The organism is Rubrivivax sp. JA1026, assembly GCF_011065555.1.
Lineage (GTDB): Bacteria > Pseudomonadota > Gammaproteobacteria > Burkholderiales > Burkholderiaceae_C > Rubrivivax > Rubrivivax benzoatilyticus.
On record NZ_JAALCQ010000001.1, the window covers coordinates 728,779 to 755,589 of the forward strand.

The window sequence follows — 26,811 nt, forward strand, 5'->3', positions numbered from 1 at the left end:
TTTTTTCCATCTGGAGACGAAAACCATGACGTACCGTGCCCCGGTCAAGGACATGCTGTTCGTGATGAAGGAACTCGCCGGCCTCGACGCCGTCGCCGCGCTGCCCGGATTCGAGGACGCCGGCTTCGACACCGCTGCCGCCGTGCTGGAGGAGTGCGCGCGCTTCAACGAGAACGTCGTCGCGCCGCTGAACCGTGTCGGTGACCTCGACCCCTCGTCGTTCGCCGACGGCCAGGTGCGCGCCACGCCCGGCTTCAAGCAGGCCTTCCAGCAGTTCGCCGAAGGCGGCTGGCAGGGGCTGCAGCACCCGGTGGAGTTCGGCGGCCAGGGCCTGCCCAAGCTGATCGGCGCGGCCTGCGGAGAGATGGTCAACAGCGCCAGCATCAGCTTCGCGCTGTGCCCGCTGCTCAGCGATGGCGCCATCGAGGCGCTGCTGACCGCCGGCAGCCACGAGATGCAGCAGGCCTACATCCCGAACCTGATCTCGGGGCGCTGGACCGGCACGATGAACCTGACCGAGCCGCAGGCCGGCAGCGACCTGTCGCTGGTGCGCACGCGCGCCGAGCCGCAGGGCGACGGCACGTACAAGGTCTTCGGCACGAAGATCTTCATCACCTGGGGCGAACACGACATGGCCGAGAACATCGTCCACCTCGTGCTCGCGCGTGTCACCGGCGCGCCGGAAGGCGTGAAGGGCATCTCGCTGTTCGTCTGCCCGAAGGTCCTGGCCGACGGCACGCGCAACGACGTGCACTGCGTCAGCATCGAGCACAAGCTGGGCATCAAGGCCAGCCCGACCGCGGTGCTGCAGTTCGGCGACCACGGGGGTGCGGTGGGCTACCTCGTCGGCGAAGAGAACCGCGGCCTGGAGTACATGTTCATCATGATGAACGCCGCGCGCTTCGGCGTCGGCGTGCAGGGCATCGCGCTGGCCGAACGTGCCTACCAGCAGGCCGTGGCCTACGCCCGCGACCGCGTGCAGAGCCGCCCGGTCGACGGCTCGACGCCGGGGGCTTCGGCCATCATCCGCCACCCCGACGTGCGCCGCATGCTGATGACGATGCGCGCCCACACCGAAGGCTGCCGCGCGATGGCGCTGGTGGCCGCGGCCGCCTACGACGCCGCGCACGCACACCCGGACGCCGCCGCGCGCAAGCAGAACCAGGCCTTCTACGAGTTCCTGGTTCCGCTGGTGAAGGGCCTGTCCACCGAGATGAGCCTGGACGTCGCCAGCCTGGGCGTGCAGGTGCACGGCGGCATGGGCTTCATCGAGGAGACCGGCGCCGCGCAGCACCTGCGCGACGCGAAGATCCTGACGATCTACGAAGGTACGACGGCGATCCAGGCCAACGACCTGGTCGGCCGCAAGACGGCGCGCGACGGCGGCGCCACCGCGCGTGCGATCGCGGCGCAGATCGAAGCCACCGAAGGCGAGCTGAACGGGGCCGGCAGCGCCGCCGCACTGGCGATGGCGCGCCACCTGGGGGCCGCGCGCCGCGCCTTCCTCGACGTCGTCGACTTCGTGCTCGCCAAGGTGAAGAGCGAGCCGAACGCCGTGTTCTCCGGCAGCGTGCCCTATCTGATGCTGGCCGGCACGGCGGTGGCGGGCTGGCAGATGGCGCGGGCGCTGCTCGTCGCCGAACAGCGCCTGGCCGCCGGCGAGGATCCCGAGTTCATGAAGGCCAAGATCGCCACCGCGCGCTTCTACGGCGACCACCTGCTGGTGCGCTGCGGCGGGCTGCGCGACGCCATCGTCGACGGCGCCGAGTCGGTCACCGCGCTCGAACTGGAGGCCTTCTGATGCTGCCGCCCGTGCTGCAACACCTGGCGCTGCCGGTCATCGGCTCGCCGCTGTTCATCATCAGCAATCCCAAGCTCGTCATCGAGCAGTGCAAGGCCGGCATCGTCGGCTCGATGCCGGCGCTCAACGCCCGGCCGGCCTCGTTGCTCGACGAGTGGCTGGCCGAGATCACCGAGACGCTGGCCGCCTGGGACCGCGACCACCCCGAGCGCAAGTCGGCGCCGTTCGCGATCAACCAGATCGTGCACAAGAGCAACGACCGGCTCGAGCACGACCTGGAGGTCTGCGCGCGCTACAAGGTGCCGCTGGTCATCACCTCGCTGGGTGCGCGCACCGACGTCAACGATGCGGTGCACGCCTGGGGCGGCATCGTGCTGCACGACGTCATCAACAACGCCTTCGCGCACAAGGCGGTGGAGAAGGGCGCCGACGGCCTGATCGCCGTGGCCGCGGGCGCCGGCGGCCATGCCGGCGTCAAGAGCCCGTTCGCGCTGATCCAGGAGATCCGCGCCTGGTTCGACGGTCCGCTGGCGCTGTCGGGCTCGATCGCCACCGGCGACGCGGTGCTCGCCGCGCAGGCGATGGGCGCCGACCTGGCCTACATCGGCTCGGCCTTCATCGCCACCGAGGAGGCGCGCGCCGCCGAGGCCTACAAGCAGTGCATCGTCGACTGCGACAGCGACGACATCGTCTACTCCAACCTCTTCACCGGCGTGCACGGCAACTACCTGAAGCCGTCGATCCGCAACGCCGGGCTGGACCCGGACCACCTGCCCGAGAGCGACCCGTCGAAGATGAACTTCGGCGGTGACGGCGCCAAGGCCTGGAAGGACATCTGGGGCTGCGGCCAGGGCATCGGTGCCGTGAAGGCGGTGCTGCCGGCCGGCGAACTGGTCGCGCGGTTGACGCGCGAGTACGTCGCGGCGCGGGGCCGCCTGGGCCTCGCGGCCTGAACTTGCGCACTCGACGCTAGCGGGCCGGGTCGCCGTTCGCGGCGTCGCCGGCCCGTTCTGCGTCCAGCACCTCGTAATCGGCGTCGCAGCCGGCACCGGCCGCGATCCAGCGCTGCGCCAGCCGCGCCGCCCAGGCCGCGGGCAGCCACGGCAGATGGCGCCCGGGATCGGCGATCGCGCCGCAGCGGTAGCGGCCTTCTTCGGCCGCCCAGAACAGCGCCGCGCAGGCGCCGTGGCGGCGGCGCGAGATCCACACGCCCAGCGGGCAGGGCTCGGCGGCGCAGCAGACGCCGCAGCCGTTGCAGGGCTCGCCGGCCGTCGGCTTCGGTGGTGCCTCGGGAACGATGAGGATGCGGCGGGTGGACATGGCCGGCGCAGTGTGCGCCCGGACGCCGGGCCGCCAAGCGCCGATGAAGGCTGCCGCCGCGTGCCATTTGCCACGCCGTGCACGGGGTCGTCCGGGTTTGCGCTGGATCAGATCGCCCCACCCGAAATCCGCACGAGTGCTACAGTCCTTCGCTGGATACGGAACGTGTCTGGTCCTTCCCGTCCCCTTGCTGAGTCAGATGTGCAGCAAGGCGGGTCGCAATCCGCCAACCGGTGAAGCCGGGGCCGCGGAAGGTTGATCAACCCATCGTAGCCCTGGGAACCGGGGCGAAAGGTGCGCGAGAGATGATGCAGCAGTACAGGTCGAATTCGTACCTGTTCGGGGGCAACGCCCCGTACGTCGAGGAACTCTACGAGGCCTACCTCGACAACCCCGGCAGCGTGCCCGACAACTGGCGCGCCTACTTCGACAACCTCCAGCACGTGCCCGCAGTCGACGGCTCCGACAGCCGCGACGTCGCCCACGCCCCGGTCGTCGAATCCTTCGCCCAGCGCGCCAAGGCCAACGCCTTCGCGCTGAAGGCCAGCGCCGCCGACCTCGCCGTCGCGCGCAAGCAGGTCCACGTCCAGAGCCTGATCGCGGCCTACCGCTTCCTCGGTTCGCGCTGGGCCGACCTCGACCCGCTCAAGCGCACCGAGCGCCCGAAGATCCCCGAACTCGAGCCGGCGTTCTACGACCTGAGCGAGTCGGACATGGACATCGTGTTCTCGGCCGCGAACACGTACTTCAGCAAGGCCGAGAACATGAGCCTGCGGGACATCCTGCAGGCCCTGCGCGAGACCTACTGCGGCACGATCGGCGTCGAGTTCATGCACTGCACCGACCCGGCCGAGAAGCGCTGGTGGCAGGAGCGCCTGGAGTCCTCGCGCAGCAAGCCCAGCTTCACCGCCGACGAGAAGAAGCACATCCTCGAGCGCCTGACCGCCGCCGAAGGCCTGGAGCGCTACCTGCACACCAAGTACGTCGGCCAGAAGCGCTTCTCGCTCGAAGGCGGCGAGAGCTTCATCGCGTCGATGGACGAACTCGTGCAGCGCGCCGGCGAGAAGGGCGTGCAGGAGATCGTCATCGGCATGGCCCACCGCGGCCGCCTGAACGTGCTCGTCAACACCCTGGGCAAGATGCCCAAGGACCTGTTCGCCGAGTTCGACCACACCGCGCCCGAGGCGCTGCCGGCCGGTGACGTCAAGTACCACCAGGGCTTCTCCAGCGACGTCTCGACGGCCGGCGGCCCGGTGCACCTGAGCCTGGCCTTCAACCCCTCGCACCTGGAGATCGTCAACCCGGTCGTCGAAGGTTCGGCCAAGGCGCGCATGGACCGCCGCGGCGACCCGCAGGGCAACCAGGTCCTGCCGGTGCAGGTGCACGGCGACGCGGCCTTCGCCGGCCAGGGCGTCGTGATGGAGACGCTGGCGCTGGCCAAGACGCGCGGCTACTTCACCGGCGGCACGCTGCACCTCGTCGTCAACAACCAGATCGGCTTCACGACCAGCGACCCGCGTGACAGCCGCTCGACGCTGTACTGCTCGGACGTCGTCAAGATGATCGAGGCGCCGGTGCTGCACGTGAACGGCGACGACCCCGAGGCCGTCGTGCTGTGCACCCAGCTGGCGATGGACTACCGCCAGCAGTTCAAGAAGGACGTCGTCGTCGACATCGTCTGCTTCCGCAAGCTCGGCCACAACGAACAGGACACGCCGAGCCTGACGCAGCCGCTGATGTACAAGAAGATCGCCCAGCACCCGGGCACGCGCAAGCTCTACGGCGACAAGCTCGTCGCCCAGGGCGTGCTGCCGCCCGAGGGCCCGGACCAGATGGTCAAGGCCTTCCGCGCCGCGATGGACGAAGGCCGGCACACGATCAACCCGGTGCTGACCAACTTCAAGAGCAAGTACGCGGTCGACTGGGCCCCGTACCTCGGCCGGAAGTGGACCGACGCCGCCGACACCGCGCTGCCGCTGGCCGAGATCAAGCGGCTGGCCGAACGCGTGACGACGCTGCCGTCGACGTTCAAGGTGCACCCGCTGGTCGAGAAGGTGCTCGCCGACCGCGCCGCGATGGGCCGCGGCGAGATCAACGTCGACTGGGGCATGGGCGAGACGCTGGCCTACGCGTCGCTGGTGGCCAGCGGCTACGCGGTGCGCCTGTCGGGCGAGGACTGCGGCCGCGGCACCTTCGTGCACCGCCACGCCGTGCTGCACGACCAGAACCGCGAAAAGTGGGACACCGGCACCTACGTGCCGCTGCAGAACGTCGCCGAAGGCCAGGCGCCGTTCGTCGTCATCGACTCGATCCTGTCCGAAGAAGCGGTGCTCGGCTTCGAGTACGGCTACGCCTCGGCCGAGCCGAACACGCTGACGATCTGGGAAGCCCAGTTCGGCGACTTCGCCAACGGCGCGCAGGTCGTCATCGACCAGTTCATCGCCTCCGGCGAAGTGAAGTGGGGCCGGGCCAACGGCCTGGTGATGCTGCTGCCGCACGGCTACGAAGGCCAGGGCCCCGAGCACAGCTCGGCGCGCCTGGAGCGCTTCATGCAGCTGGCGGCCGACAACAACATGCAGATCGTGCAGCCGACCTCGGCCAGCCAGATCTTCCACCTGCTGCGCCGCCAGATGGTGCGCCCGTTCCGCAAGCCGCTGGTGATCTTCTCGCCGAAGTCGCTGCTGCGCGCCAAGGACGCGACCTCGCCGCTCACCGAGTTCACGCGCGGCGAGTTCCGCACCGTGATGACCTCGCTGCACCCGGATGCCGAGGCCGACAAGGTCAAGCGTGTCGTCTGCTGCTCGGGCAAGGTGGTCTACGACCTGATCAGGAAGCGCGAGGAGAAGAAGGCCGCCGACGTCGCGATCATTCGCGTCGAGCAGCTCTATCCGTTCCCGCACAAGGCCTTCGCCGCCGAGATGAAGCGTTTCCCGAACGCCACCGAGGTCGTGTGGTGCCAGGACGAACCGCAGAACCAGGGCGCGTGGTTCTTCGTGCAGCACTACGTGCACGAGAACATGCTCGACGGCCAGAAGCTGGGCTACGCCGGCCGGCCGCCGTCCGCCTCGCCCGCGGTCGGCTACTCGCACCTGCACCAGGAGCAGCAGAAGGCGCTGCTCGAGCAGGCCTACGGCAAGCTCAAGGGCTTTGTTTTGACCAAGTGAGCGCGTGCCGGGCGCGCCGTGTGGCAGCGCCCGGCCCCGCCGCGAGGTCGACGGCCTGGACGGCCCTGTCACCCCGCGGTGCCCCGAACAAGACACCGAGATAGACCATGGCAATCGTTGAAGTGAAGGTCCCGCAACTGTCCGAATCGGTCGCGGAAGCCACCCTGCTGCAATGGAAGAAGAAGCCCGGCGACGCCGTCGCCGCCGATGAGATCCTGATCGAGATCGAGACCGACAAGGTCGTGCTCGAGGTGCCGGCGCCGGCTGCCGGCGTGCTGGCCGAGCTCGTCGAGGCCGACGGTGCCACCGTCGCCAGCGACCAGCTGATCGCCAGGATCGACACCGAGGCCAAGGCCGGCGCCGCCGCGCCCGCGGCCGCTGCCTCCGCGCCGGCTGCGGCCGCCCCGGCAGCCGCCGCGGCCGCGCCTGCCGCCGGCGGTTCCAAGGCCGGCGTCGCGATGCCGGCTGCCGCCAAGCTGATGGCCGACAACAACCTCGCCTCCGGCTCGGTGCCGGGCACCGGCAAGGACGGCCGCGTCACCAAGGGCGACGTGCTCGGCGCGCTGGCTGCGCCCGCTGCACCGAAGGCCGCCGCGCCGGTCGCCGCGCCCGCCGCCCCGGCCGTCGCCAAGCCACTGCCCCCGGTGGCCGCGCCGGCGGTCAACCTCGGCGAGCGCCCCGAGCAGCGTGTGCCGATGTCGCGCCTGCGCGCCCGCGTCGCCGAGCGCCTGCTGCAGTCGCAGGCCACCAACGCCATCCTGACGACCTTCAACGAGGTCAACATGGCGCCGCTGATGGAGATGCGCAAGCGCTTCCAGGAGCGCTTCGAGAAGGAACACGGCGTCAAGCTCGGCTTCATGTCCTTCTTCGTCAAGGCCGCGGTCGCGGCGCTGAAGAAGTACCCGGTGCTCAACGCCTCGGTCGACGGCAACGACATCGTCTACCACGGCTACTTCGACATCGGCATCGCCGTCGGCTCGCCGCGCGGCCTGGTGGTGCCGATCCTGCGCAACGCCGACCAGATGTCGTTCGCCGACATCGAGAAGAAGATCGCCGAGTACGGCGCCAAGGCCCGCGACGGCAAGCTGTCGATCGAAGAGCTCTCCGGCGGCACCTTCTCGATCAGCAACGGCGGTGTCTTCGGCTCGATGCTGTCGACGCCGATCATCAACCCGCCGCAGAGCGCCATCCTCGGCGTGCACGCCACCAAGGACCGGGCCGTGGTCGAGAACGGCCAGATCGTCGTGCGCCCGATGAACTACCTGGCGATGTCCTACGACCACCGCATCATCGACGGCCGCGAAGCCGTGCTGGGCCTGGTGGCGATGAAGGAAGCGCTGGAAGACCCGTCGCGTCTGCTGTTCGACCTCTGAGCGCACGATGAGCCTGGCCGACGAACTCTCCCGCCTGGACGAACTGCGCCAGCGCGGCGTGCTGAGCGACGAGGAGTTCGCTCGCGCCAAGGCGCGGCTGCTCGACGGCGCGGCCGCGCCGGCGCCGGCCCTCGACGCCGTCAACCGGCTGCGCCGCAGCCGCAGCGACCGCTGGCTCGGCGGTGTCTGCGGCGGCCTGGCGCGTGCCACCGGCGTCGAGGCCTGGATCTGGCGCCTCGTCACCGCCGGCCTGGCCCTCTTCGGCGGCACCGGCGTGCTGCTGTACCTGCTGCTGTGGATCTTCGTGCCCGAGGATCCCATCTAGAAAGACCTCATGTCCAAGAATTTCGACGTCATCGTCATCGGCGGCGGCCCGGGCGGCTACATCGCCGCGATCCGCGCTGCCCAGCTCGGCTTCACCACCGCCTGCATCGACGAGTGGAAGAACGACAAGGGCGGCCCGGCCCCGGGCGGCACCTGCACCAACGTCGGCTGCATCCCGAGCAAGGCGCTGCTGCAGTCCAGCGAGCACTACGAGCATGCCGCCAAGCATTTCGCCGAGCACGGCATCGGCCTGAAGAGCCTGTCCATCGACGTCGCGAAGATGGTCGCGCGCAAGGACCAGGTCGTGAAGCAGAACAACGACGGCATCCTCTACCTGTTCAAGAAGAACAAGGTGAGCTTCTTCCACGGCCGCGGCTCGTTCGTGAAGGCGGTCGACGGCGGCTACCAGATCGCGGTCGGCGACGAGCTGCTGACGGCCAAGCAGGTCGTCGTCGCCACCGGCTCCAGCGCGCGCGCGCTGCCGGGCCTGCCGTTCGACGAGGACAAGATCCTCAGCAACGACGGCGCGCTGCGCATCGGCGCGGTGCCCAAGAAGCTGGGTGTCATCGGCGCCGGTGTCATCGGCCTGGAGATGGGCTCGGTCTGGCGCCGCCTGGGCGCCGAGGTGCAGGTGCTCGAGGCGCTGCCGGCCTTCCTCGGCGCGGCCGACGAGCAGATCGCCAAGGAGGCGCAGAAGGCGTTTGCCAAGCAGGGCCTGAAGGTCGAGCTGGGCGTGAAGATCGGCGAGATCAAGACCGGCGCCAAGGGCGTCAGCGTCGCCTACGCCGACGCCAAGGGCGCCGAGAAGACGCTCGACGTCGACAAGCTGATCGTCTCCATCGGCCGGGTGCCGAACACGACCGGCCTGAACCCCGAGGCCGTGGGCCTGAAGCTCGACGAACGCGGCGCCATCGTCGTCGACGACGAGTGCCGCACCAACCTGCCGGGCGTCTGGGCGGTCGGCGACGTCGTGCGCGGGCCGATGCTGGCGCACAAGGCCGAGGAAGAGGGTGTGGCGGTCGCCGAACGCATCGCCGGCCAGCACGGCCACGTCGACTTCGGCCTGATCCCCTGGGTGCTCTACACCAGCCCCGAGATCGCCTGGGTCGGCAAGACCGAGCAGCAGCTCAAGGCCGAAGGCCGCGCCTACAAGGCCGGCAGCTTCCCGTTCATGGCCAACGGCCGCGCGCGCGCGCTGGGCGACACGACCGGCATGGTCAAGTTCCTCGCCGACGCCACCACAGACGAAATCCTCGGCGTGCACATCGTCGGCCCGATGGCCAGCGAGCTGATCGCCGAGGCCTGCGTCGCGATGGCCTTCAAGGCCAGCAGCGAGGACATCGCGCGCATCTGCCACGCCCACCCCTCGCTGGCCGAGTCGGTGAAGGAAGCGGCGCTGGCCGTCGACAAGCGCACGCTGAATTTCTGAGTGCGGTGCACGCGGGGCGGCCTTGGCCAGCCCTGCGTGCGCTTGCGTGGCCGCAGCCTCGCGGCCGCCGCGGGCGGCTAGCATCCGCGACCCTGTCGATCCTCCCTCGAAGACACGCACATGTCCGGCGTCCGAGCGTTGTACGAGGCCACGCTGGCCGAACGCGGCTACCAGTCCGACCCGGCGCAGCTGCGCGCCATCGACGCGCTCGAGCGCTGCGAGCGCGAGTGGGCCGACTACAAGGCGCGGCGCGGCAACCGCCTCACCAAGCTGCTGGTGCGCCCGCCGATCCCGCGCGGCGTCTACATGGTCGGCGGTGTCGGCCGCGGCAAGAGCTTCCTGATGGACTGCTTCTTCCAGGCCGTGCCGCTGGTGCGCAAGACGCGGCTGCACTTCCACGAGTTCATGCGCGAGGTGCACCGCGAGCTGCAGGACCTGAAGGGCACCGCCGACCCGCTGGACGAACTCGGCCGGCGCATCGCGCGGCGCTTCCGCCTGATCTGCTTCGACGAGTTCCACGTCGCCGACGTCACCGACGCGATGATCCTGCACCGATTGCTGCAGGCGCTGTTCGACAACCGCGTCAGCATCGTCACGACGTCCAACTTCCACCCCGACGGCCTGTACCCGAACGGCCTGCACCGCGACCGCATCCTGCCGGCCATCGAGCTGCTGAAGACGCAGCTGGAGGTCGTCGACGTCGACGCGGGCATCGACTACCGCCAGCGCACGCTGCAGCACGTCGAGACTTACCACTGCCCGGCCGATGCCGCGGCCGAGCGTGCGCTGGCCGAAGCCTTCGAGCGCCTGGCCGAGGCCCGCGACGAAGACCCGCTGCTGCACATCGAGCACCGCGAGCTGCGTGCGCGCCGGCGTGCCGGCGGCGTGGTCTGGTTCGACTTCAAGACGCTGTGCGGTGGCCCGCGTTCGCAGAACGACTATCTGGAGCTGGCCTCGCGTTTTCACACGCTGATCCTGTCGGACGTGCCCAGCATGCCGCCGCGGCTGGCCAGCGAGGCGCGGCGCTTCACCTGGCTCGTCGACGTGCTCTACGACCGGCGCGTCAAGTTCCTCGTCTCGGCCGAGGCTCCGCCCGAGGCGCTGTACACCGACGGCCCGCTGGCGCACGAGTTCCCGCGCACCGTCTCGCGGCTGCGCGAGATGCAGTCGGCCGAATACCTGGGCCTCGAACGCCGCGAGGTCGACACCTCGCTGACCTGACGGGCGCCCCCGTGATGCTGCGCTCGGGCACACTCCTGCCGATGGACCGTCTTTCCCCTGTCGCGCTGGCCTCGCTGCTGCTGGCCGCCGGTGCCGCCGCCGCGGCCGATCTCGACGTCCGTGCCGAGCGTGAGCGCATCTCCCGCGAGCGTGCCGCCGCCGAGTCGCGTTATGCCGCCGACGAAGCGGCCTGCCGCACGCGGTTCGTCGTCACCGCCTGCGTCGACGAGGCCAAGGCACGGCGGCGCGAGGCCCTGGGCGTCCTGAAGAGCCAGGAGCTGGTGCTCGACGAACAGGAGCGCCGCCGGCGTGCCGCGGCGCGGCTGGAGGCGATCGAGGCCAAGCAGCGCGAAGCCGCGGCACGCCCGCCGCTGCCCGCCCAGCCGGCGCCGGTGATCCGCGAGGCCGCGTCGGCGCCTGCGGCCCGCCCGCAGCCCGCACCATCCGAGGCCGAACGCGCCGCGCGGGCCCATGACGAAGCCCTGCGCGCCCAGCGCCGCACCGAGGCGGCGGAGCAGCGGCGGCAGCAGGCGGCCGACGACCGGGCCCGGATCGCCGAGCGCGAAGCGCAGCGCCGCGCCAAGGCGAAGAAACCGGTCACGCCGCTGCCGTCCCGTCCCGAGATTCCCCGGGACTGAGCGCGCCTACTTCAGCGCCTCGATGCGCGTCAGCGCCAGCGACAGGTTGTCGCCGCCGCCGCGTGCGCGCTGCCGGGCCTTGTTGACCAGCATCTCGCCGGCCTCGCGCGGCGGCAGCGCATGCACGATCGCGCCCAGCTCCTTGGTCGTGAAGTAGTGCCAGAGGCCGTCGCTGCAGGCCAGCAGTGTGTCGCCGGGCTCGAGCCGGCCGATGCGGTGCAGCGTCAGCGGCGGGTCCGCGTGGGTGCCCAGGCAGCCTGTCAGCAGGTTGGACTGCGGGTGGTGGTTGGCCGCTTCCTCGGTGAGCTTGCCGTCGTCGATCAGCCGCTGCACGAAGGAGTGGTCGGTGCTGCGCCAGACCAGTTCGGCGCCGCGGAAGTGGTAGATGCGCGAATCGCCGGCGTGGATCACGTCGCAGCCGAGGTCGGGCTGCAGCAGGAAGGCCGCGACGGTGCTGTGCGGCTCCTCCTCGGCGGTGATCGCCGTCAGCTTGATCATCAGGTGCGACTCGGTCACCAGCTGGCGCAGCAGGTCGGCGGCCGTGTCCTCGCCGGGCACGAAGCGCTCGAAGAGCTGGCGTGCGGTGAGCAGCACCTGGTCGGCGGCCTTGCGCCCGCCGCTCTTGCCGCCCATGCCGTCGGCGACGACGGCCAGCGCGCAGCCGTTGACGCGTGCGTGCGGCACGATGGCCACCTGGTCCTGCTGATAGGCGCGGTCGCCGCGGTGCAGGGCGGTGGTCGCGTTCAGGCGGAACGTCGGCCGGGCAGGGGCGGGTGGCGGCATGCGGCCGACTATAAACTCGGCCATCCGGCCCCCGGTGCGGAGCAATGGACGACAACCTGCATTCGCCGCAAAGGCTACTCATCGAGTTGCGCATCGAGCACGCCGACCTGGACGACCTGATCGACCGCCATGCCGTCGCGACACCGTCCGACGACCTCGTGCTGCGGCGCCTGAAGAAGCGCCGCCTCGCGCTGCGCGACCGCATCGCGCAGTTGGAGGGCGCGCTCGAACCGCCCGAGCCCGCGTGAGCCAGGACCTCGCCGACCGCGTCGCGGAGGCCTTCGCGAGCGATGGCGCGCTCGCGCGCCACGACGCCCACTTCATGCCGCGCGAGCAGCAGGACCGCCTGGCGCTGGCCGTCGCCCGCGCCGTCGAGGAGCGCGGCACCCTGGTCGCCGAGGCCGGCACCGGCGTCGGCAAGACCTTCGCCTACCTCGTGCCGCTGCTGCTGTCGGACCGGCGTGCGCTGGTCAGCACCGCCACCAAGAGCCTGCAGGACCAGCTTTTCCTGCGCGACCTGCCGCGCCTGGTGCAGGCCCTGGGCGTGCCGGTGCGCATGGCGCTGCTCAAGGGCCGCGCCAGCTACCTGTGCCGTCACCGTCTGGCCCATGCGCGCACGACGGCCGAGCTGCCCGACCGCTTCGCCGTGCGCCAGCTCGCGCGCGTCGAGACCTGGGCCTTGTCGACGCGCAGCGGCGACCTCGCTGAACTCGAAGGCCTGGACGAACGTTCGCCGGTGATCCCGATCGTCACCTCGACACGCGACAACTGCCTGGGCACCGACTGCCCCGAGCACCGCAACTGCCACGTGATGCAAGCCCGCCGCGAGGCGATGGCCGCCGACCTCGTCGTCGTCAACCACCACCTGTTCTTCGCCGACATGGCGCTGCGCGACAGCGGCGTCGCCGAGCTGCTGCCGACGGTCGACGCGGCGGTCTTCGACGAGGCCCACCAGCTCGTCGAGACCGGCGTGCAGTTCCTCGGCACGATGCTCGGCACGGCCCAGGTGCTCGACGTCGGCCGCGACCTGCTGGCCGCCGGGCTGGCGCAGGCCCGCGGCCTGATGCCCTGGCACGAGCTGCAGGCCGGGCTGGAGAAGGCGGCGCGCGAGCTGCGCCTGGCCTGCGCCGGCGCGCTGCGCGAGGTGCGCGGCGTGATCAAGCTGCGCTGGGACGAACGGGCCCGCGACGGCCGGCTGCAGGAGCCGCTGGCGGCGCTGGCGCGGGCGGCCGACGAAGCCGCCGACGCGCTGGCCGGCGTCGCCGCGGTCGGCCCCGACTTCGTGCGCCTGCAGGAGCGTGTGCGCACGATCGCCGAGCTGGCCGAACGTTTCGCTCAGGAGCCGGTCGACGGCCGCGTGCGCTGGATCGACCTGTCGCCGCTGCAGGCCCGGCTGGTCGAGTCGCCGCTGGACATCCGCGACATGCTGACCGAGCAGCGCCAGGCGGCGCCGCGGGCCTGGATCTTCACCTCGGCGACGCTCGGCGAGGACGACGGCCTGGCCTGGTTCACCTCGGCCACCGGGCTGGAGGACGCGACGACGCTGCGTGTCGGCAGCCCCTTCGACTACCCGAGCCACGCCCGGGCCTGGATCCCGACACGCTTCCCGAAGCCCAACGAGGCCGCGCACCCGGCGGCGGTGGGCTCGCTGGCCGCGAGGCTGGCCGGCGCGCTGGGCGGCCGCACCTTCGTGCTGACGACGACGCTGCGCGTGCTGCCGCAGATCGCCGAGGCGCTGCGCACCGAGGCCGAGTGGCAGGGCCAGGCGCTGGAGATCCTGGTGCAGGGCAGCCAGCCGCGGCGTGCGCTGCTGCAGCGTTTCGGCGACGGCCGCGGTGCGGTACTCGTCGGCTCGCAGAGTTTCTGGGAAGGCATCGACATGCCGGGCGACGCCCTGCAGTGCGTGCTCATCGACAAGCTGCCGTTCCCGCCGCCCAACGACCCGCTGGTCGAGGCCCGCGTGCGCCAGCTGCGCGCCGAGGGCCGCGACCCGTTCGACGCCTATTTCGTCGCCGAGGCCGCGGTGTCGCTGAAGCAGGGCGCCGGGCGGCTGATCCGCACCGAGACCGACCGCGGCCTGCTCGTCGTCTGCGACCCGCGCATGCGCCAGATGGGCTATGGCGCGCGGCTGCGCGCGGCGCTGCCGCCGATGTCCTGGGTGGGCTCGGAGGAAGAGGCGCTGGACTGGCTGCACGAGCTCGCCGCCGAGCACTGACGACAAAAAGGCCGCCCTCGGGCGGCCTTGTTCAGCGGGGCGCAGGCCTCACCAGAGCTTCCACCAGGGGCGCTTCTCGGGTTCGATGGCCTGGGCCAGGAAACGGCTGTCGGGGTAGTTCTTCTGCAGCACGCGCAGCGCATCGTCGCGCAGCTGGACGAGCTGCAGCCGGTCGTAGCTCTGCACCATCAGGAACAGGCCTTCCTCGGCCGCCGGCGAACGCTGGAACTCGGCCACCGCCTGCTGCGCGCGGTTGGCCGCCGCGACGTAGGCGCCGCGCTTGAAGTAATAGCGCGCGACGTGCACCTCGTAGGCCGCCAGCGAGTTGACGATGTAGTCCATGCGCAGCTTGGCGTCCGGCGTGTACCTGGACTGCGGGAACTGCTCGACGAGCTGCTTGAAGGCCTGGTAGGCGTCGCGTGCGGCGCGCTGGTCGCGCTCGGACAGGTCCTGACGGGCGATGCGCCCGAACAGGCCCATGTCCTCGTTGAAGTTGATCAGCCCGCGCAGGTACATCGCGTAGTCCAGCGCCGGGCTCGACGGGTTGAGGCGGATGAAGCGCTCGATCGTCGTCAGCGCCTGGGCCCGCTCGCCGGTCTTCCAGTACAGGTAGGCGAGGTCGATCTGCGACTGCTGCGCCAGCACCGTGCCGGCGGCCAGGCCCTCGACGCGCGACAAGGCCTTGATGGCCGGCTCGTAGCTGCCGGCCTCCATGTTGTCCTTGGCGTCCGCATACAATTTTTCGGCCGCCACGTCGGCGCGCTCTTCCTTGGTGGTCGAGCCGCAGCCTGCCAGCAGCGTGGCCACCATCACGGCCGTCGAAACGGCTACGGGCGCAAGGCGCCACCTCTGGGAGAAGGTCATCGGAAAGCGTGCCGGAAGCGTGCCAAAAGCGGCCGATTATAGGGAGGCGACCCCGTCGCTCGCGCACGATGTCCCGGCGTCCCAGGTGGACGGCCCCGAGGACGACGGCGGCGCCGACGATGCCGTCGAGACGCGCAGCGACGTCGTCGACACCGCGCGCCACGGCGAGCGCCTGGATCGCGTGCTGGTGTCGATCGCCGGCGAGTTCTCGCGCAGCCACCTGCAGCACCTGATCGAACTCGGCCACGTGCGCGTGGACGGCCAGCCTGCGAGCACCGCATCGCGGCGCGTCAAGGCCGGCCAGCGTGTCGAGGTCGAACTGGTCCCCACCGACGAGAGCCGCGCCTTCCGCCCGCAGCCGATGGCGCTGGCCATCCTGTACGAGGACGAGCACCTGCTGGTGCTGGACAAGCCCGCCGGGCTGGTCGTGCACCCGGCGCCGGGCAACTGGTCGGGCACGCTGCTCAACGGCCTGCTGGCCCACCACGCCGCCGCCGCGACGCTGCCGCGTGCCGGCATCGTGCACCGCCTGGACAAGGACACCTCGGGCGTGATGATGGTCGGCAAGAGCCTGCCGGCGGTGACGGCGCTGGTGCGCGACATCGCCGCGCGCGACGTGCACCGGCGCTACCTGGCGCTGGCGCACGGTGCCGTGGCGACGCAGCGCATCGACGCGCCGGTCGGCCGCGACCCGGTGTCGCGCGTGCGCATGGCCGTCGTCGCGTCGGGCAAACCGGCGCGCACCGACGTCGAGTGCCTGGCGCAGCACGACGGCGTCAGCGCCGTGCGCTGCACGCTGCACACCGGGCGCACGCACCAGATCCGCGTGCACCTGGCCTCGCGCGGCCATGCGCTGGTGGCCGACACGCTGTACGGCGGCCGGCCGGCGCTGGGCATGGCGCGCCAGGCGCTGCACGCGGTGCGGCTGGAGCTCGAACATCCGCTCACGCGGGCGCCGCTGTCCTTCGTCTGTCCGCCGCCGGCCGATTTCTCGGCGGCATGGCGGGCCATTGCTGGGGTTACAATCCCGCTCGATTGACAATGTCCGGGCGCTGCTGGCCGCTGCCGCGCGATCCCGACCCACGGCGACTCCTCGCCCCGGCCCTCGCGCCGGCCCGACCCAACGAACGACCCGCCTGCCGCCCGCAGGCCCTCATCCCAGGCGATGAACACATCGGAGGCGAAGCGCGTCCTCGAGACGGCGCTCATCTGCGCGGACCGGCCCCTGCCGCTGCGCGAGATGCGCGTGCTCTTCGACGACCAGGTCGGCGCCGACACGCTGCGCACGCTGCTCGACGAGCTGGCGTCCGACTGGCGGGGCCGCGGCGTCGAGCTGGTCGCGCTGGCCTCGGGCTGGCGCTTCCAGAGCCGGCCGGAGATGCGCGACTACCTCGACCGCCTGAACCCCGAGAAGCCGCCGAAGTACTCGCGTGCGGCGCTGGAGACGCTGGCCATCGTCGCCTACCGCCAGCCGGTCACGCGCGGCGACATCGAGGACATCCGCGGCGTCACCGTCAGCAGCCAGATCGTCAAGCAGCTCGAGGACCGCGGCTGGGTCGAGGTCATCGGCTACCGCGAGGCCCCCGGCCGCCCGGCGCTGTACGCGACGACGCGCCAGTTCCTCGACGACCTGGGCCTGAAGAGCCTGGACCAGCTGCCGCCGCTGGACGGCGGCGAGGCGCCGACGGCGATGCTCGAGGCGCTGGAAGACCAGCCTTCGCTGCTCGGCGACGGCCAGGCCCGGCTGCCGCTGGACGAAGCCGACGCCGTGGCCGCCGCCACCCCCGAGACACCGGGCGCCGACGCGCCTGCCCCCATCACCGGACGGCCCCAGGGCGAGTCCGGCCCCGACACCCAATCCTGAACGACGAGATCGCATGAGCTCGAACGACGCCGAATCCACGCCGGACCCGATCGCCGCCGCGCCTGCCGCCGAAGAGGCCGCGCCGAAGAAGCGGCGCGCGCCGCGCAAGAAGGCCGAGGCGCCCGCCGCCGAGGTCGCGCCGGCCGCCGAGGCGGCGCCGGCTCCCGAGGCGCCCGCGCCCGAGGTTGCGGCAGAACCCGCGGCCGAGGCCAAGCCGCGCCGCCGGCGCACGACCAAGAAGGACGCCGCGGCCGAGACGCCGCTGGCCGAGCCTGCGGCCGTCGTCGAGTCGCTGCCGGCCGCCGCCGCCGAGCGTGCGCCCGAGTCGGCGCCGCAGCTCGCCGAGGCGCCCGTGCGCTCCGAAGCCCCGGCGGCTGCCGAGCCCGTGGCCGAGCCGGCAGGCGAGGGCGCCGACAGCGCGCCCGCCGAAGCCGGTGCCGAAGCTGATGCGCCGCGCCGCGGCCGCAACCGCCGCCGTGGCCGCCGTGGCGGCGACCGCGGCGAGCGTGCTCCGCGCGACGCTGCCGCTCCGGCCGCCGAAGGCGACGCCGCCGCCGGCGACGACGAGGCCGCCGAAGCCGCCGCGCCGGCGCCGCAGCTGCCGCCGGCCGACGTCGGCGAGGTCTTCGCCAGCGTGCTGTCGGGCAGCTGGGACGCCGAGGCCGGCGACGAAGCGCCGCCGCTGCCGGCCAAGCGCGTGCTCGCGCCCGAGCCCGACGCGCCCAAGCTGCACAAGGTGCTGGCCCAGGCCGGCATCGGCTCGCGCCGCGACATGGAGCAGATGATCCTGGAAGGGCGCATCACCGTGAACGGCGAGCCGGCGCACATCGGCCAGCGCATCGCCGCCGGCGACCGCATCGCCGTCGGCGGCAAGCCGGTGCGCTACCGCATCGCGCCGCCGCCGACCCGCGTCATCGCCTATCACAAGCCGGCCGGCGAGGTCGTCACGCACGACGACCCGCAGCAGCGGCCGACGGTCTTCCGTCGTCTGCCCCGGCTGCACCAGGGCAAGTGGCAGTCGGTCGGCCGTCTGGACATCAACACCGAAGGCCTGCTGCTGTTCACCAACTCCGGCGAGCTGGCCAACCAGCTGATGCACCCGCGTTTCGGCATCGAGCGCGAGTACGCCGTGCGTTCGCTGGGTGGCCTGGACGACGCTTCGCGCCAGAAGCTGCTCGAAGGCGTCGAGATCGACGGCCAGCGCTGCGCGTTCAAGAGCATCGAGAACGGCGGCGGCGAAGGCGCCAACCAGTGGTATCGCTGCGTCATCACCGAAGGCCGCAACCGCGAGGTGCGCAAGCTCTTCGACGCCGTCGGCCACGCGGTGAGCCGGCTGATCCGCATCCGCTACGGCTCGGTCGTGCTGCCCAAGGGGCTCAAGCGCGGCGTCTGGGTCGACCTGAGCGAGCAGGACGTGCGCACGCTGCGCCGCATGACCGGCGTCGGCGAGCGTCCCGAAGGCGAGGCGCGCGAGGCGCGTGAGGCCGGCGGCGACCGTCGCGGCAAGCGTGGCAAGCGCGGCCGCGGCGGCAACGCCCCCGAGGGCGCGCCGCGTGCGGCCAGGCCGCAGCGCCGCGAGGGCGGCGAGGGGCCGGCGATCCCGAACCCGCTGCAGCAGACCTTCGACAAGCGCGCGATCCAGCAGGAGCGCCAGCGCAAGCGCGAGATTCCCGAGGACGGCCCGATCCCGAACCCGCTGCAGCAGACCTACGACAAGCGCGGCCTGCAGCGCGAACGGCCGGTGCGCGACTTCGGCGAGGACGGCCCGATCCCGAACCCGCTGCAGCAGACCTACGACAAGCGCTTCGTGCAGAAGCCCAAGCCGCTGGCCGGCGGCCGCGGCGCCCGCGGCCCGAAGAAGGGCGGCGCCGGCGGCCAGCCCGACCCGATGCAGACCTCGGTCGGCTACATCGGCGGCGATGCCTTCCTGCGCAAGGGGTCCGGCGGCGGTGGCCGTGGCGGCTCGCGCGGGGGGCGCAGCGGCGGTGGTGGCGGCGGCGGGCGTCGCGGCGGGCGTTGAGCGCCTCTTTGTCAAATCCCTGCCGCGATCCCTCGCGGTAGAATCGAAAACTTTGCCAAGTCCTTGATTCAGGAGAACATTTACATGGCCATCGAACGCACCCTCTCGATCATCAAGCCCGATGCCGTCGCCAAGAACGTCATCGGCCAGATCTACGCCCGCTTTGAAGGCGCCGGCCTGAAGATCGCCGCCGCGAAGATGCAGCACCTGTCGCGTGCCGAGGCCGAGGCCTTCTACGCCGTGCACAAGGCGCGTCCGTTCTTCAACGACCTCGTGAACTTCATGATCTCGGGCCCGGTGATGATCCAGGTGCTCGAAGGTGAAGGCGCGATCGCCAAGAACCGCGAGCTGATGGGCGCGACCGATCCGAAGAAGGCCGAGAAGGGCACGATCCGCGCCGACTTCGCCGACAGCATCGACGCCAACGCCGTGCACGGCTCCGACGCCCCGGAAACGGCGGCCGTCGAGGTCGCGTTCTTCTTCCCCGGCATGAGCGTCTACAGCCGCTGAGTCGACGATGGCCGTCAATCTTCTCGACTTCGACCTCGAGGGGCTGGCGGCCTTCTGCGACAGCCTGGGCGAGAAGCGTTTCCGCGCCGTCCAACTGTTCCGCTGGATCCACCAGAAAGGCGAGTCGGACTTCGACAAGATGTCCGATCTCGCCAAGTCGCTGCGCGGCAAGCTCGCCGGCACGGCGGTCGTCGAGTCGCTGCCGGTCATCAGCGAGCACGTCTCGGCCGACGGCACGACCAAGTGGCTGTTCGACGTCGGCGGCGGCAACGCCGTCGAGACCGTCTACATCCCCGAGGACGACCGCGGCACGCTGTGCGTGTCCTCGCAGGCCGGCTGCGCCGTCGGCTGCCGCTTCTGCTCGACCGGGCACCAGGGCTTCAGCCGCAACCTGAGCACCGGCGAGATCATCGCCCAGCTGCGCTACGCCGAGCACCGCCTGCGCGGGCCGGATGGCCAGCGTGTCATCGACAACGTCGTGATGATGGGCATGGGCGAGCCGCTGCAGAACTACGCCGCCGTCGTGCCGGCGCTGCGCGTGATGCTCGACGACCACGGCTACGGCCTGTCGCGCCGCCGCGTGACGGTGTCGACCTCGGGCATGGTGGCGATGATCGACCGCCTGCGCGAGGACTGCCCGGTGGCGCTGGCGGTCTCGCTGCACGCGCCCGACGACGCGCTGCGCGACATGCTCGTGCCGATCAACCGCAAGGACGGCATCGAGGCGCTGCTCGACGCCTGCCTGCGTTATGTCGAAGCCGCCCCGCGCGACTTCATCACCTTCGAGTACTGCATGCTCGACGGCGTCAACGACGCCCCCGAGCAGGCGCAGCAGCTCGTGCACCTTGTCCGCCGTCGCCGCGTGCCGTGCAAGTTCAACCTGATCCCGTTCAACCCCTTCCCCGAGTCGGGGCTGAAGCGTTCGCCGCGCGAACGCGTGACGGCGTTTGCCAAGGTGCTGCAGGACGCGGGCATCGTGACGACGATCCGCAAGGTGCGCGGCGACGACATCGACGCCGCCTGCGGCCAGCTCGCCGGCGAGGTCCAGGACCGCACCCGGGCGCGCGAGCGCCTGCTGGAGCGCCGTCGCACGATCCCGATCGCCGCGGCGGAGGACTCGCGGTGACGCGACGCCTGCTGGCTTCGCTGGCGATGCTGGCGTGCTTGGGCACGCTGCTGCCGGGTTGTGTCACCGAGCCGCCGGCCGGCGGCAGCGTGCGCGACGCGCGCCCGAGCAACGACCCCGCCGACGTCGAGCGCCGGGCCAAGGTGCGGCTGGAGCTGGCGTCAGCCTACTTCGCGCGCGGGCAGACCGAGACTGCGCTGAACGAGGTCAAGCAGGCGCTGGCGGCCCGTCCCGACATGCCCGAGGCACTGGGCCTGCGTGGCCTGATCTACGCCGCGCTGGGCGAGAACCGGCTGGCCGAGGAGAGCTTCCAGCGCGCGCTGTCGCTGGCCCCGCGCGACGGCGACATGCGTCACAACTACGGCTGGTTCCTCTGCCAGCAGCGCCGCTACGCCGACGCCGACCGCGAGTTTGACGCCGCGATGGCGCTGCCGCAGTACCGCGGCGGCTCCCGCACGCTGCTTGCCAAGGGCGTCTGCGATGCCCGTGAAGGCCGCTGGGCCGACGCCGAGAGCGCGCTGATGCGCAGCTTCCAGCTCGACCCCGGCAATGCCGCCACCTCGTTCAACCTCGCCGACACGCTGTACCGACGCGGCGACTACGAGCGCGCGCGCTTCTACGTCCAGCGAGTGAACGCCGTGGCGGAGCAATCCAGCGCGTCCTCGCTCTGGCTGGCCGCGCGCATCGAGCGCCGGCTGGGCAACCTGGCTGGTGCACGCGAGTTCGGTCGCCAGGTGCGCGACCGTTTCCCCCAATCGCCTGAGGCAGCGCTGTTCGAGCAAGGCCGGTTCGATGACTGATCCCGTGACGCCCCCGCCCGAGGGCACGACGGCCGGCGCGCTGCTGCGCGCCGCGCGCGAGAAGCAGGGCCTGCACATCGCCGCGCTGGCGGCGTCGATCAAGGTCCCGGTGGCCAAGCTCGAAGCCCTCGAAGCCGACCAGTACGCCTTGCTGCCGGATGCGGCCTTCACCCGGGCGCTGGCCCAGGCGGTGTGCCGTGCGCTGCGCACCGACCCCCAGCCGGTGCTGGCGCTGTTGCCGCAGACCGACGGCTCGGCGCTGGACCACGTCGTCGGCAACCTGAACACGCCGTTCCGCGAGCGTGCCGGCCCCGATCTGCCCAAGGTCAACCTGGGGGCGGTGCGTCCGATGGCCTGGGCCGGCGGTGCGCTGCTCGTGGCTGCCGCGGTCGTCTATTTCATGCCGAGCGGGCTGCTGCAGCCGCCGGCGGCCACGGCCGACGCGCCACTGGCCGCCGAACCGGCAGCGCCCGCCGAGCTGGCTGTCGAGCCGGCGGCCGAGGTGTCGGCCTCGGCCGTGCCGCTGGACCCGGCAGCGCCCGTGCTGCAGGCCTCGCAGAGCGTGGTCGCGCCCGCCGTCGCCCAGCCGTCCGCGCCGGCGTCGGTGGCACAGGCCGCGACCCCGGCCGCACGCACGCTCGTGGCGTCCGCCCCCGTGCCGGCCGCGGCCTCGCGCCCGAGCCTGGTGCAACTGCACGCCGACGGCGCCTCCTGGGTCGAAGCCTATGACGGCAAGGGCCAGCTGCTGTTCTCGCGTCTGCTGCAGGCGGGCGAGTCGGCCGGCGTCGAGGGCCAGCTGCCGATCCGGCTCAAAATCGGCAATGCGCCGGCGACCCGCCTGGTCTTCCGCGGCCAGCCCGTCGACCTGGCGCCGCTGACGCGCAACGCCGTCGCCCGCGTCGAGTTGCAGTGAGCGAAGAAGTTCTTGCAGTGAGGTTTCGATGAACGCTCCGGAAACGCCCGCCACCATCCCGTCCGCCGCACCGCTGCCGCGCCGCTCGCGCCAGGCCCGTGCCGTCTGGGGGAGCCGGGTCGTCACCATCGGCGGCGACGCTCCGGTGCGCCTGCAGTCGATGACCAACACCGACACGACCGACGTGATCGGCACCGCCATCCAGGTCAAGGAGCTGGCGCTGGCCGGTTCCGAGCTGGTGCGCATCACCGTCAACACGCCCGAAGCCGCCGAGGCCGTGCCGCACATCCGCGAGCAGCTCGACCGCATGGGCATCGACGTGCCGCTGGTCGGCGACTTCCACTACAACGGCCACCGCCTGCTCACCGAGTACCCGGCGATGGCCCAGGCGCTGTCCAAGTACCGCATCAACCCGGGCAACGTCGGCAAGGGCGACAAGCGCGACCGCCAGTTCGCGATGATGGTCGAGGCCGCCTGCCGCTGGGACAAGGTGGTGCGCATCGGCGTCAACTGGGGCAGCCTGGACCAGGAACTGCTCGCGTCCATGATGGACGAGAACGCCCGCCGCGCGCAGCCGCTGGACGGCAAGCAGGTGATGTACGAGGCGCTGGTGCAGTCGGCGCTGAGTTCGGCCACGGCCGCGCGCGAACTCGGCCTGAACCCGGACCAGATCGTCATCAGCTGCAAGGTCAGCGGCGTGCAGGACCTGATCTCGGTCTACCGCGGCCTGGCGCAGCGCTGCGACTACGCGCTGCACCTCGGCCTGACCGAAGCCGGCATGGCGACCAAGGGCACGGTGGCCTCCAGCGTCGCGCTGGGCATCCTGCTGCAGGAAGGCATCGGCGACACGATCCGCGTCAGCCTGACGCCGCAACCGGGCGAGGCGCGCACCCAGGAGGTCGTCGTCGCCGGCGAGATCCTGCAGGCGCTGGGCCTGCGCACCTTCAACCCCAGCGTCACCGCCTGCCCGGGCTGCGGCCGCACGACGAGCACCACCTTCCAGGAGCTCGCCAAGCAGATCGACGACTACCTGCGCGCGCAGATGCCGGTCTGGAGGAGCCGCTACCCGGGCGTCGAGAACCTGAAGGTCGCGGTGATGGGCTGCATCGTCAACGGCCCCGGCGAGAGCAAGCACGCCGACATCGGCATCAGCCTGCCGGGCAACGGCGAAGCCCCGGCCGCGCCGGTGTTCATCGACGGCGAGAAGGCGCTGACGCTGCGCGGCGAGGGCATCGCGCAGGAGTTCCACAAGATCGTCGAGGACTACATCGAGCGCCGCTTCGGCGCGGCCGCGACCGCGGCCTGATCCTCGTTCCAGGCGGGCCGCCGGCCCGCCGCACCAACCTGTTCCCCATGGCCGAGAAGATCGTTGCCGTCAAAGGCATGAACGACATCCTGCCGCCCGAGTCGGCGCGCTGGGAGTGGTTCGAAGACACCGTGCGCGCGCTGATGCGTCGCTACGCCTACCAGAACGTGCGCACGCCGATCGTCGAGCACACGCCGCTGTTCGTGCGCGGGCTGGGCGAGGTGACCGACATCGTCGAGAAGGAGATGTACTCCTTCGTCGACAGCATGAACGGCGACCCGCTGTCGCTGCGCCCCGAGGGCACGGCCGGCGTCGTGCGCGCGGTCGTCGAGCACTCGGCGCTGTACGACGGCGGCAAGCGGCTGTTCTACATCGGCCCGATGTTCCGCCACGAGCGCCCGCAGCGCGGCCGCTACCGCCAGTTCCACCAGGTCGGCGTGGAGGCGCTGGGCTTCGGCGGCCCGGACGTCGACGCCGAGGTCATCCTGATGTGCCGCGCGCTGTGGAAGGACCTGGGCCTGGGCGAGGTGCGCCTGGACATCAACAGCCTGGGCCAGCCCGAGGAGCGCAAGGCGCACCGCGCGGCGCTGATCGCCCACTTCGAGCGCCACGCCGAGCTGCTCGACGAGGATGCGCGCCGCCGCCTGCACAGCAACCCGCTGCGCATCCTGGACACCAAGAACCCGGCGATGCAGGCGATGGTCGAGGCCGCGCCGCAGCTCATCGACTACCTCGGCGAAGCCTCGCTGAAGCACTTCGACGCGCTGAAGGCCATGCTCGACGCCGCCGGCCAGCCCTACCGCGTCAACCCGCGCCTGGTGCGCGGCATGGACTACTACAACCTGACCGTCTTCGAATGGGTGACCGACAAGCTTGGCGCCCAGGGCACGATCTGCGGCGGCGGACGCTATGACGGCCTGGTCGAGCTGGTCGGCGGCAAGCCGGCGCCCGGCATCGGCTGGGGCATGGGCATCGAGCGTGTGCTCGACCTCGTGCAGCAGCTGGGTGTCGCGCCGCCGGCGCCGGTGCCCGACGCCTACGCCATCGTGCCCGACGGCGCCGCGCTGCCGCAGGCGATGCGTGTCGTCGAGGCGCTGCGTGCCGCCGGTGTCGCGGTGCAGCTGCACGTCGGCGGCGGCAGCATGAAGTCGCAGTTCAAGAAGGCCGACGCCAGCGGCGCGCGCCATGCGCTGATCTTCGGCGGCGACGAGCTGGCGCGCGGCGAAGTCGCCGTCAAGCCGCTGCGCGACGCCGCCGCGGCGCAGACCGCGCGCCCGATCGCCGACCCCGCCATCTGGGCGAGCGAACTGCTCCCCGCATAATCGATCGTTTTTCGTCCGCTTCATCGACATGGCCACACAACTCGACCTGCAGGAGCAGGAGCAGCTCGACGCCCTCAAGGCGTTCTGGAAGCGGTACGGCAACCTGGTCACCTGGTTGCTGATCGCCGCGCTCGCCGCCTACGCCGGCTGGAACGGCTGGAACTACTGGCAGCGCGACCAGGCCTTGAAGGCCAGCGCGATGTACGACGAGCTCGACCGTGCCGCCGCCGCCGGCGACGCCGACAAGACCGCGCGCATCTTCGGTGATCTGAAGGACCGCTACCCCGGCACCGCCTACGCCGAGCAGGGTGGCCTGGCCGCCGCCAAGGTGCAGTTCGAGAAGGGGCAGGTCGACGCCGCGAAGGCCTCGCTGACCTGGGTGGCCGCCAACGCCGCCGAGGACGAGTACCGGACGGTCGCCCGGCTGCGCCTGGCCGCCGTGCTGGCCGCCGCCAAGCAGTTCGACCAGGCCCTGGCCGAACTCGACGCCGCCAAGGCGGCCGGGTTCGAGGCCCTGGTGGCCGACCGCCGCGGCGACGTGCTCGCTGCCGCCGGCCGCGAAGCCGAGGCGCGCGCCGCCTACGAGGCAGCCTACAAGGCGATGGACGACTCGGTCGACTACAAGCGCCTGATCGAGGCCAAGCTCACCGCGCTGGGCGCCGCACCCGCACCGGCGGCTCCCGCCGCCTCGGGAGCCGCGTCGTGATGCGCCGCGCCGTTCTCGTGCTCGGCCTGGCTGCGGTGCTGGCCGGTTGCACCTCGTCCAAGCCCAAGCCGATGCCGCTGGAGACCGTCAAGCCGACGATCGCCGGCCGGCAGGTGTGGAGCGCGCGCCTGGGCAGCGTCGAGTTCCCGCTCGCCGTCGTCGTGCGCGACGGCAAGTTCCGCGTCGCCGGGACCGACGGCACGATCCTGGTGCTCGACGCCGACAGCGGCCGCGAGGTCTCGCGCACCCGGGTCGACGGCAAGATCGCGGCCGGTCTGGGCAGCGACGGGCGCTTCGACGCCGTCGTGACGGTCGCCAACGAGCTCGTCGTCGTCGACGGCGGCCGCGAGGTCTGGCGCAAGCGCCTGCCCGCGCGTGTCGTCACCGCGCCGCTGGTCGCCGGCGAACGTGTGTTCGTGATGGGCGTGGACCGTGCCGTGCACGCCTTCGACGCGCTCGACGGCCGCCTGCTGTGGCGCCTGCAGCGTCCCGGCGACGCGCTGACGCTGGCGCAGCCCGGCATCGTGGCGGCTTTCCGCGACACGCTGCTGGTGGGCCAGGGCCCGCGCCTGACCGGCGTCGACTCGCTGCGCGGCACCATCCAGTGGGAGGCCGCGATGGCCTCGCCGCGCGGCACCAACGAGGTCGAGCGCCTGGCCGACCTGCTCGGCCCGCCGCTGCGCCTGGGCGAGCGTTTCTGCGCCCGCGCCTTCCAGTCGGCCGTGGCCTGCGTCGACGCGTCCAAGGGCACGCTGCTGTGGTCGCGCAACGTCGGCGGCCTGCAGCCGATCGGCGGCAACGAGATGGCGATCTTCGGCGCCGACGGCACCGACCGCATCAGTGCCTGGCGCACCGACACCGGCGAGGTGCTGTGGACCCACGAGCGCCTGCTCAACCGCGGCCTGAGCGCGCCGGTGGTCGCCGGCACGACCGTCGTCTTCGGCGACTACGAGGGCTACCTGCACTTCCTGTCCACGGCCACCGGCGAGACCCAGCTGCGCCTGCCGACCGACGGCTCGCCCGTCGTCGGCACGCCGGTGCTGTCCGGCAGCACGATGCTCGTCGTCACCCGCAAGGGCGGCCTGTACGCCTTCCGTCCGAACTGAGGTCGC

The 26,811-nt window shown here is 71.5% G+C and carries 24 protein-coding genes; 21 read left to right on the plus strand and 3 right to left on the minus strand.

Annotated elements, in window-relative coordinates; genetic code table 11:
• The first annotated feature begins 25 nt into the window (after positions 1–25).
• Both G5B56_RS03340 and G5B56_RS03345 read left to right on the plus strand, forming a co-directional pair.
• Entirely contained in the window at positions 26–1,801 is a 1,776-nt protein-coding gene (locus G5B56_RS03340) for an acyl-CoA dehydrogenase (protein WP_164962312.1), read from the plus strand.
• On the plus strand, positions 1,801–2,754 hold the full coding sequence (locus tag G5B56_RS03345) for a nitronate monooxygenase family protein (RefSeq protein WP_164962313.1): 954 nt from the start codon (positions 1,801–1,803) through the stop codon (positions 2,752–2,754). Before G5B56_RS03340 ends, G5B56_RS03345 begins: the two co-directional genes overlap by 1 nt.
• Before the next feature lie 16 nt (positions 2,755–2,770).
• On the opposite strand, the gene G5B56_RS03350 is transcribed toward G5B56_RS03345, so the two are convergent.
• Entirely contained in the window at positions 2,771–3,121 is a 351-nt protein-coding gene (locus G5B56_RS03350) for a hypothetical protein (RefSeq protein WP_164962314.1), read from the minus strand.
• Between the two features lie 305 nt (positions 3,122–3,426).
• Here G5B56_RS03350 and G5B56_RS03355 point away from each other — a divergent pair, with 305 nt between their 5' ends.
• The 6 genes from G5B56_RS03355 to G5B56_RS03380 all read left to right on the plus strand — a co-directional run bounded on the left by G5B56_RS03355 (position 3,427) and on the right by G5B56_RS03380 (position 11,270).
• Positions 3,427–6,285: a 2-oxoglutarate dehydrogenase E1 component gene (locus G5B56_RS03355; RefSeq protein WP_164962315.1), complete on the plus strand. Its 2,859-nt coding sequence runs from the start codon at positions 3,427–3,429 to the stop codon at positions 6,283–6,285.
• 107 nt (positions 6,286–6,392) lie between these two features.
• The gene (gene odhB, locus G5B56_RS03360; RefSeq protein ID WP_164962316.1) at positions 6,393–7,658 is read left to right on the plus strand and encodes a 2-oxoglutarate dehydrogenase complex dihydrolipoyllysine-residue succinyltransferase; all 1,266 of its coding nucleotides are present in this window, start codon (positions 6,393–6,395) and stop codon (positions 7,656–7,658) included.
• A 7-nt stretch (positions 7,659–7,665) separates the two neighbouring features.
• Positions 7,666–7,983, plus strand: coding sequence for a PspC domain-containing protein (locus tag G5B56_RS03365; RefSeq protein ID WP_164962317.1), 318 nt, complete (start codon positions 7,666–7,668; stop codon positions 7,981–7,983).
• A gap of 9 nt (positions 7,984–7,992) precedes the next feature.
• Complete coding sequence (gene lpdA, locus G5B56_RS03370) at positions 7,993–9,411, plus strand: dihydrolipoyl dehydrogenase (RefSeq protein WP_164962318.1); 1,419 nt, start codon at positions 7,993–7,995, stop codon at positions 9,409–9,411.
• 120 nt (positions 9,412–9,531) lie between these two features.
• Positions 9,532–10,632: a cell division protein ZapE gene (zapE, locus tag G5B56_RS03375; RefSeq protein WP_029718325.1), complete on the plus strand. Its 1,101-nt coding sequence runs from the start codon at positions 9,532–9,534 to the stop codon at positions 10,630–10,632.
• A gap of 41 nt (positions 10,633–10,673) precedes the next feature.
• Positions 10,674–11,270: a hypothetical protein gene (locus G5B56_RS03380; RefSeq protein WP_240920637.1), complete on the plus strand. Its 597-nt coding sequence runs from the start codon at positions 10,674–10,676 to the stop codon at positions 11,268–11,270.
• 6 nt (positions 11,271–11,276) lie between these two features.
• On the opposite strand, the gene G5B56_RS03385 is transcribed toward G5B56_RS03380, so the two are convergent.
• Positions 11,277–12,053, minus strand: coding sequence for a PP2C family serine/threonine-protein phosphatase (locus G5B56_RS03385; RefSeq protein ID WP_009856824.1), 777 nt, complete (start codon positions 12,051–12,053; stop codon positions 11,277–11,279).
• Between the two features lie 44 nt (positions 12,054–12,097).
• Between G5B56_RS03385 and G5B56_RS03390 the strand changes: the two genes are divergently transcribed.
• Positions 12,098–12,301, plus strand: a complete 204-nt coding sequence (locus tag G5B56_RS03390; RefSeq protein ID WP_029718326.1) for a YdcH family protein — start codon at positions 12,098–12,100, stop codon at positions 12,299–12,301.
• Positions 12,298–14,268: an ATP-dependent DNA helicase gene (locus tag G5B56_RS03395; RefSeq protein WP_164962319.1), complete on the plus strand. Its 1,971-nt coding sequence runs from the start codon at positions 12,298–12,300 to the stop codon at positions 14,266–14,268. The genes G5B56_RS03390 and G5B56_RS03395 overlap by 4 nt, the downstream gene beginning before the upstream one ends.
• A 48-nt stretch (positions 14,269–14,316) precedes the next feature.
• On the opposite strand, the gene G5B56_RS03400 is transcribed toward G5B56_RS03395, so the two are convergent.
• Positions 14,317–15,132, minus strand: coding sequence for an outer membrane protein assembly factor BamD (locus tag G5B56_RS03400; RefSeq protein ID WP_029718327.1), 816 nt, complete (start codon positions 15,130–15,132; stop codon positions 14,317–14,319).
• Between the two features lie 85 nt (positions 15,133–15,217).
• Between G5B56_RS03400 and G5B56_RS03405 the strand changes: the two genes are divergently transcribed.
• The 11 genes from G5B56_RS03405 to bamB all read left to right on the plus strand — a co-directional run bounded on the left by G5B56_RS03405 (position 15,218) and on the right by bamB (position 26,805).
• The gene (locus G5B56_RS03405) at positions 15,218–16,171 is read left to right on the plus strand and encodes an RluA family pseudouridine synthase (RefSeq protein WP_164962320.1); all 954 of its coding nucleotides are present in this window, start codon (positions 15,218–15,220) and stop codon (positions 16,169–16,171) included.
• 201 nt (positions 16,172–16,372) lie between these two features.
• Positions 16,373–16,996, plus strand: coding sequence for an SMC-Scp complex subunit ScpB (scpB, locus tag G5B56_RS03410; RefSeq protein WP_230763438.1), 624 nt, complete (start codon positions 16,373–16,375; stop codon positions 16,994–16,996).
• A gap of 13 nt (positions 16,997–17,009) precedes the next feature.
• On the plus strand, positions 17,010–19,016 hold the full coding sequence (locus tag G5B56_RS03415; RefSeq protein WP_164962321.1) for a pseudouridine synthase: 2,007 nt from the start codon (positions 17,010–17,012) through the stop codon (positions 19,014–19,016).
• A gap of 84 nt (positions 19,017–19,100) precedes the next feature.
• The gene (gene ndk / locus G5B56_RS03420) at positions 19,101–19,526 is read left to right on the plus strand and encodes a nucleoside-diphosphate kinase (RefSeq protein ID WP_009858784.1); all 426 of its coding nucleotides are present in this window, start codon (positions 19,101–19,103) and stop codon (positions 19,524–19,526) included.
• A gap of 7 nt (positions 19,527–19,533) precedes the next feature.
• Entirely contained in the window at positions 19,534–20,652 is a 1,119-nt protein-coding gene (gene rlmN, locus G5B56_RS03425) for a 23S rRNA (adenine(2503)-C(2))-methyltransferase RlmN (RefSeq protein ID WP_164962322.1), read from the plus strand.
• A complete protein-coding gene (gene pilW / locus G5B56_RS03430; protein ID WP_164962323.1) occupies positions 20,649–21,452 on the plus strand; it encodes a type IV pilus biogenesis/stability protein PilW in 804 nt (267 codons plus the stop codon). Before rlmN ends, pilW begins: the two co-directional genes overlap by 4 nt.
• 4 nt (positions 21,453–21,456) lie before the next feature.
• Complete coding sequence (locus tag G5B56_RS03435) at positions 21,457–22,365, plus strand: RodZ domain-containing protein (RefSeq protein ID WP_009858787.1); 909 nt, start codon at positions 21,457–21,459, stop codon at positions 22,363–22,365.
• Positions 22,366–22,393: 28 nt separating this feature from the next.
• The gene (gene ispG / locus G5B56_RS03440; protein WP_009858788.1) at positions 22,394–23,671 is read left to right on the plus strand and encodes a flavodoxin-dependent (E)-4-hydroxy-3-methylbut-2-enyl-diphosphate synthase; all 1,278 of its coding nucleotides are present in this window, start codon (positions 22,394–22,396) and stop codon (positions 23,669–23,671) included.
• Positions 23,672–23,718: 47 nt separating this feature from the next.
• Positions 23,719–24,993 carry a histidine--tRNA ligase gene (hisS, locus tag G5B56_RS03445; protein ID WP_009858789.1) on the plus strand — a complete coding sequence of 425 codons (1,275 nt, stop codon included), beginning with the start codon at positions 23,719–23,721 and terminating at the stop codon, positions 24,991–24,993.
• A gap of 28 nt (positions 24,994–25,021) precedes the next feature.
• On the plus strand, positions 25,022–25,699 hold the full coding sequence (locus G5B56_RS03450; protein ID WP_009858790.1) for a tetratricopeptide repeat protein: 678 nt from the start codon (positions 25,022–25,024) through the stop codon (positions 25,697–25,699).
• Positions 25,699–26,805 carry an outer membrane protein assembly factor BamB gene (bamB, locus tag G5B56_RS03455; protein ID WP_164962324.1) on the plus strand — a complete coding sequence of 369 codons (1,107 nt, stop codon included), beginning with the start codon at positions 25,699–25,701 and terminating at the stop codon, positions 26,803–26,805. Before G5B56_RS03450 ends, bamB begins: the two co-directional genes overlap by 1 nt.
• The last annotated feature ends 6 nt before the right edge of the window (positions 26,806–26,811 follow it).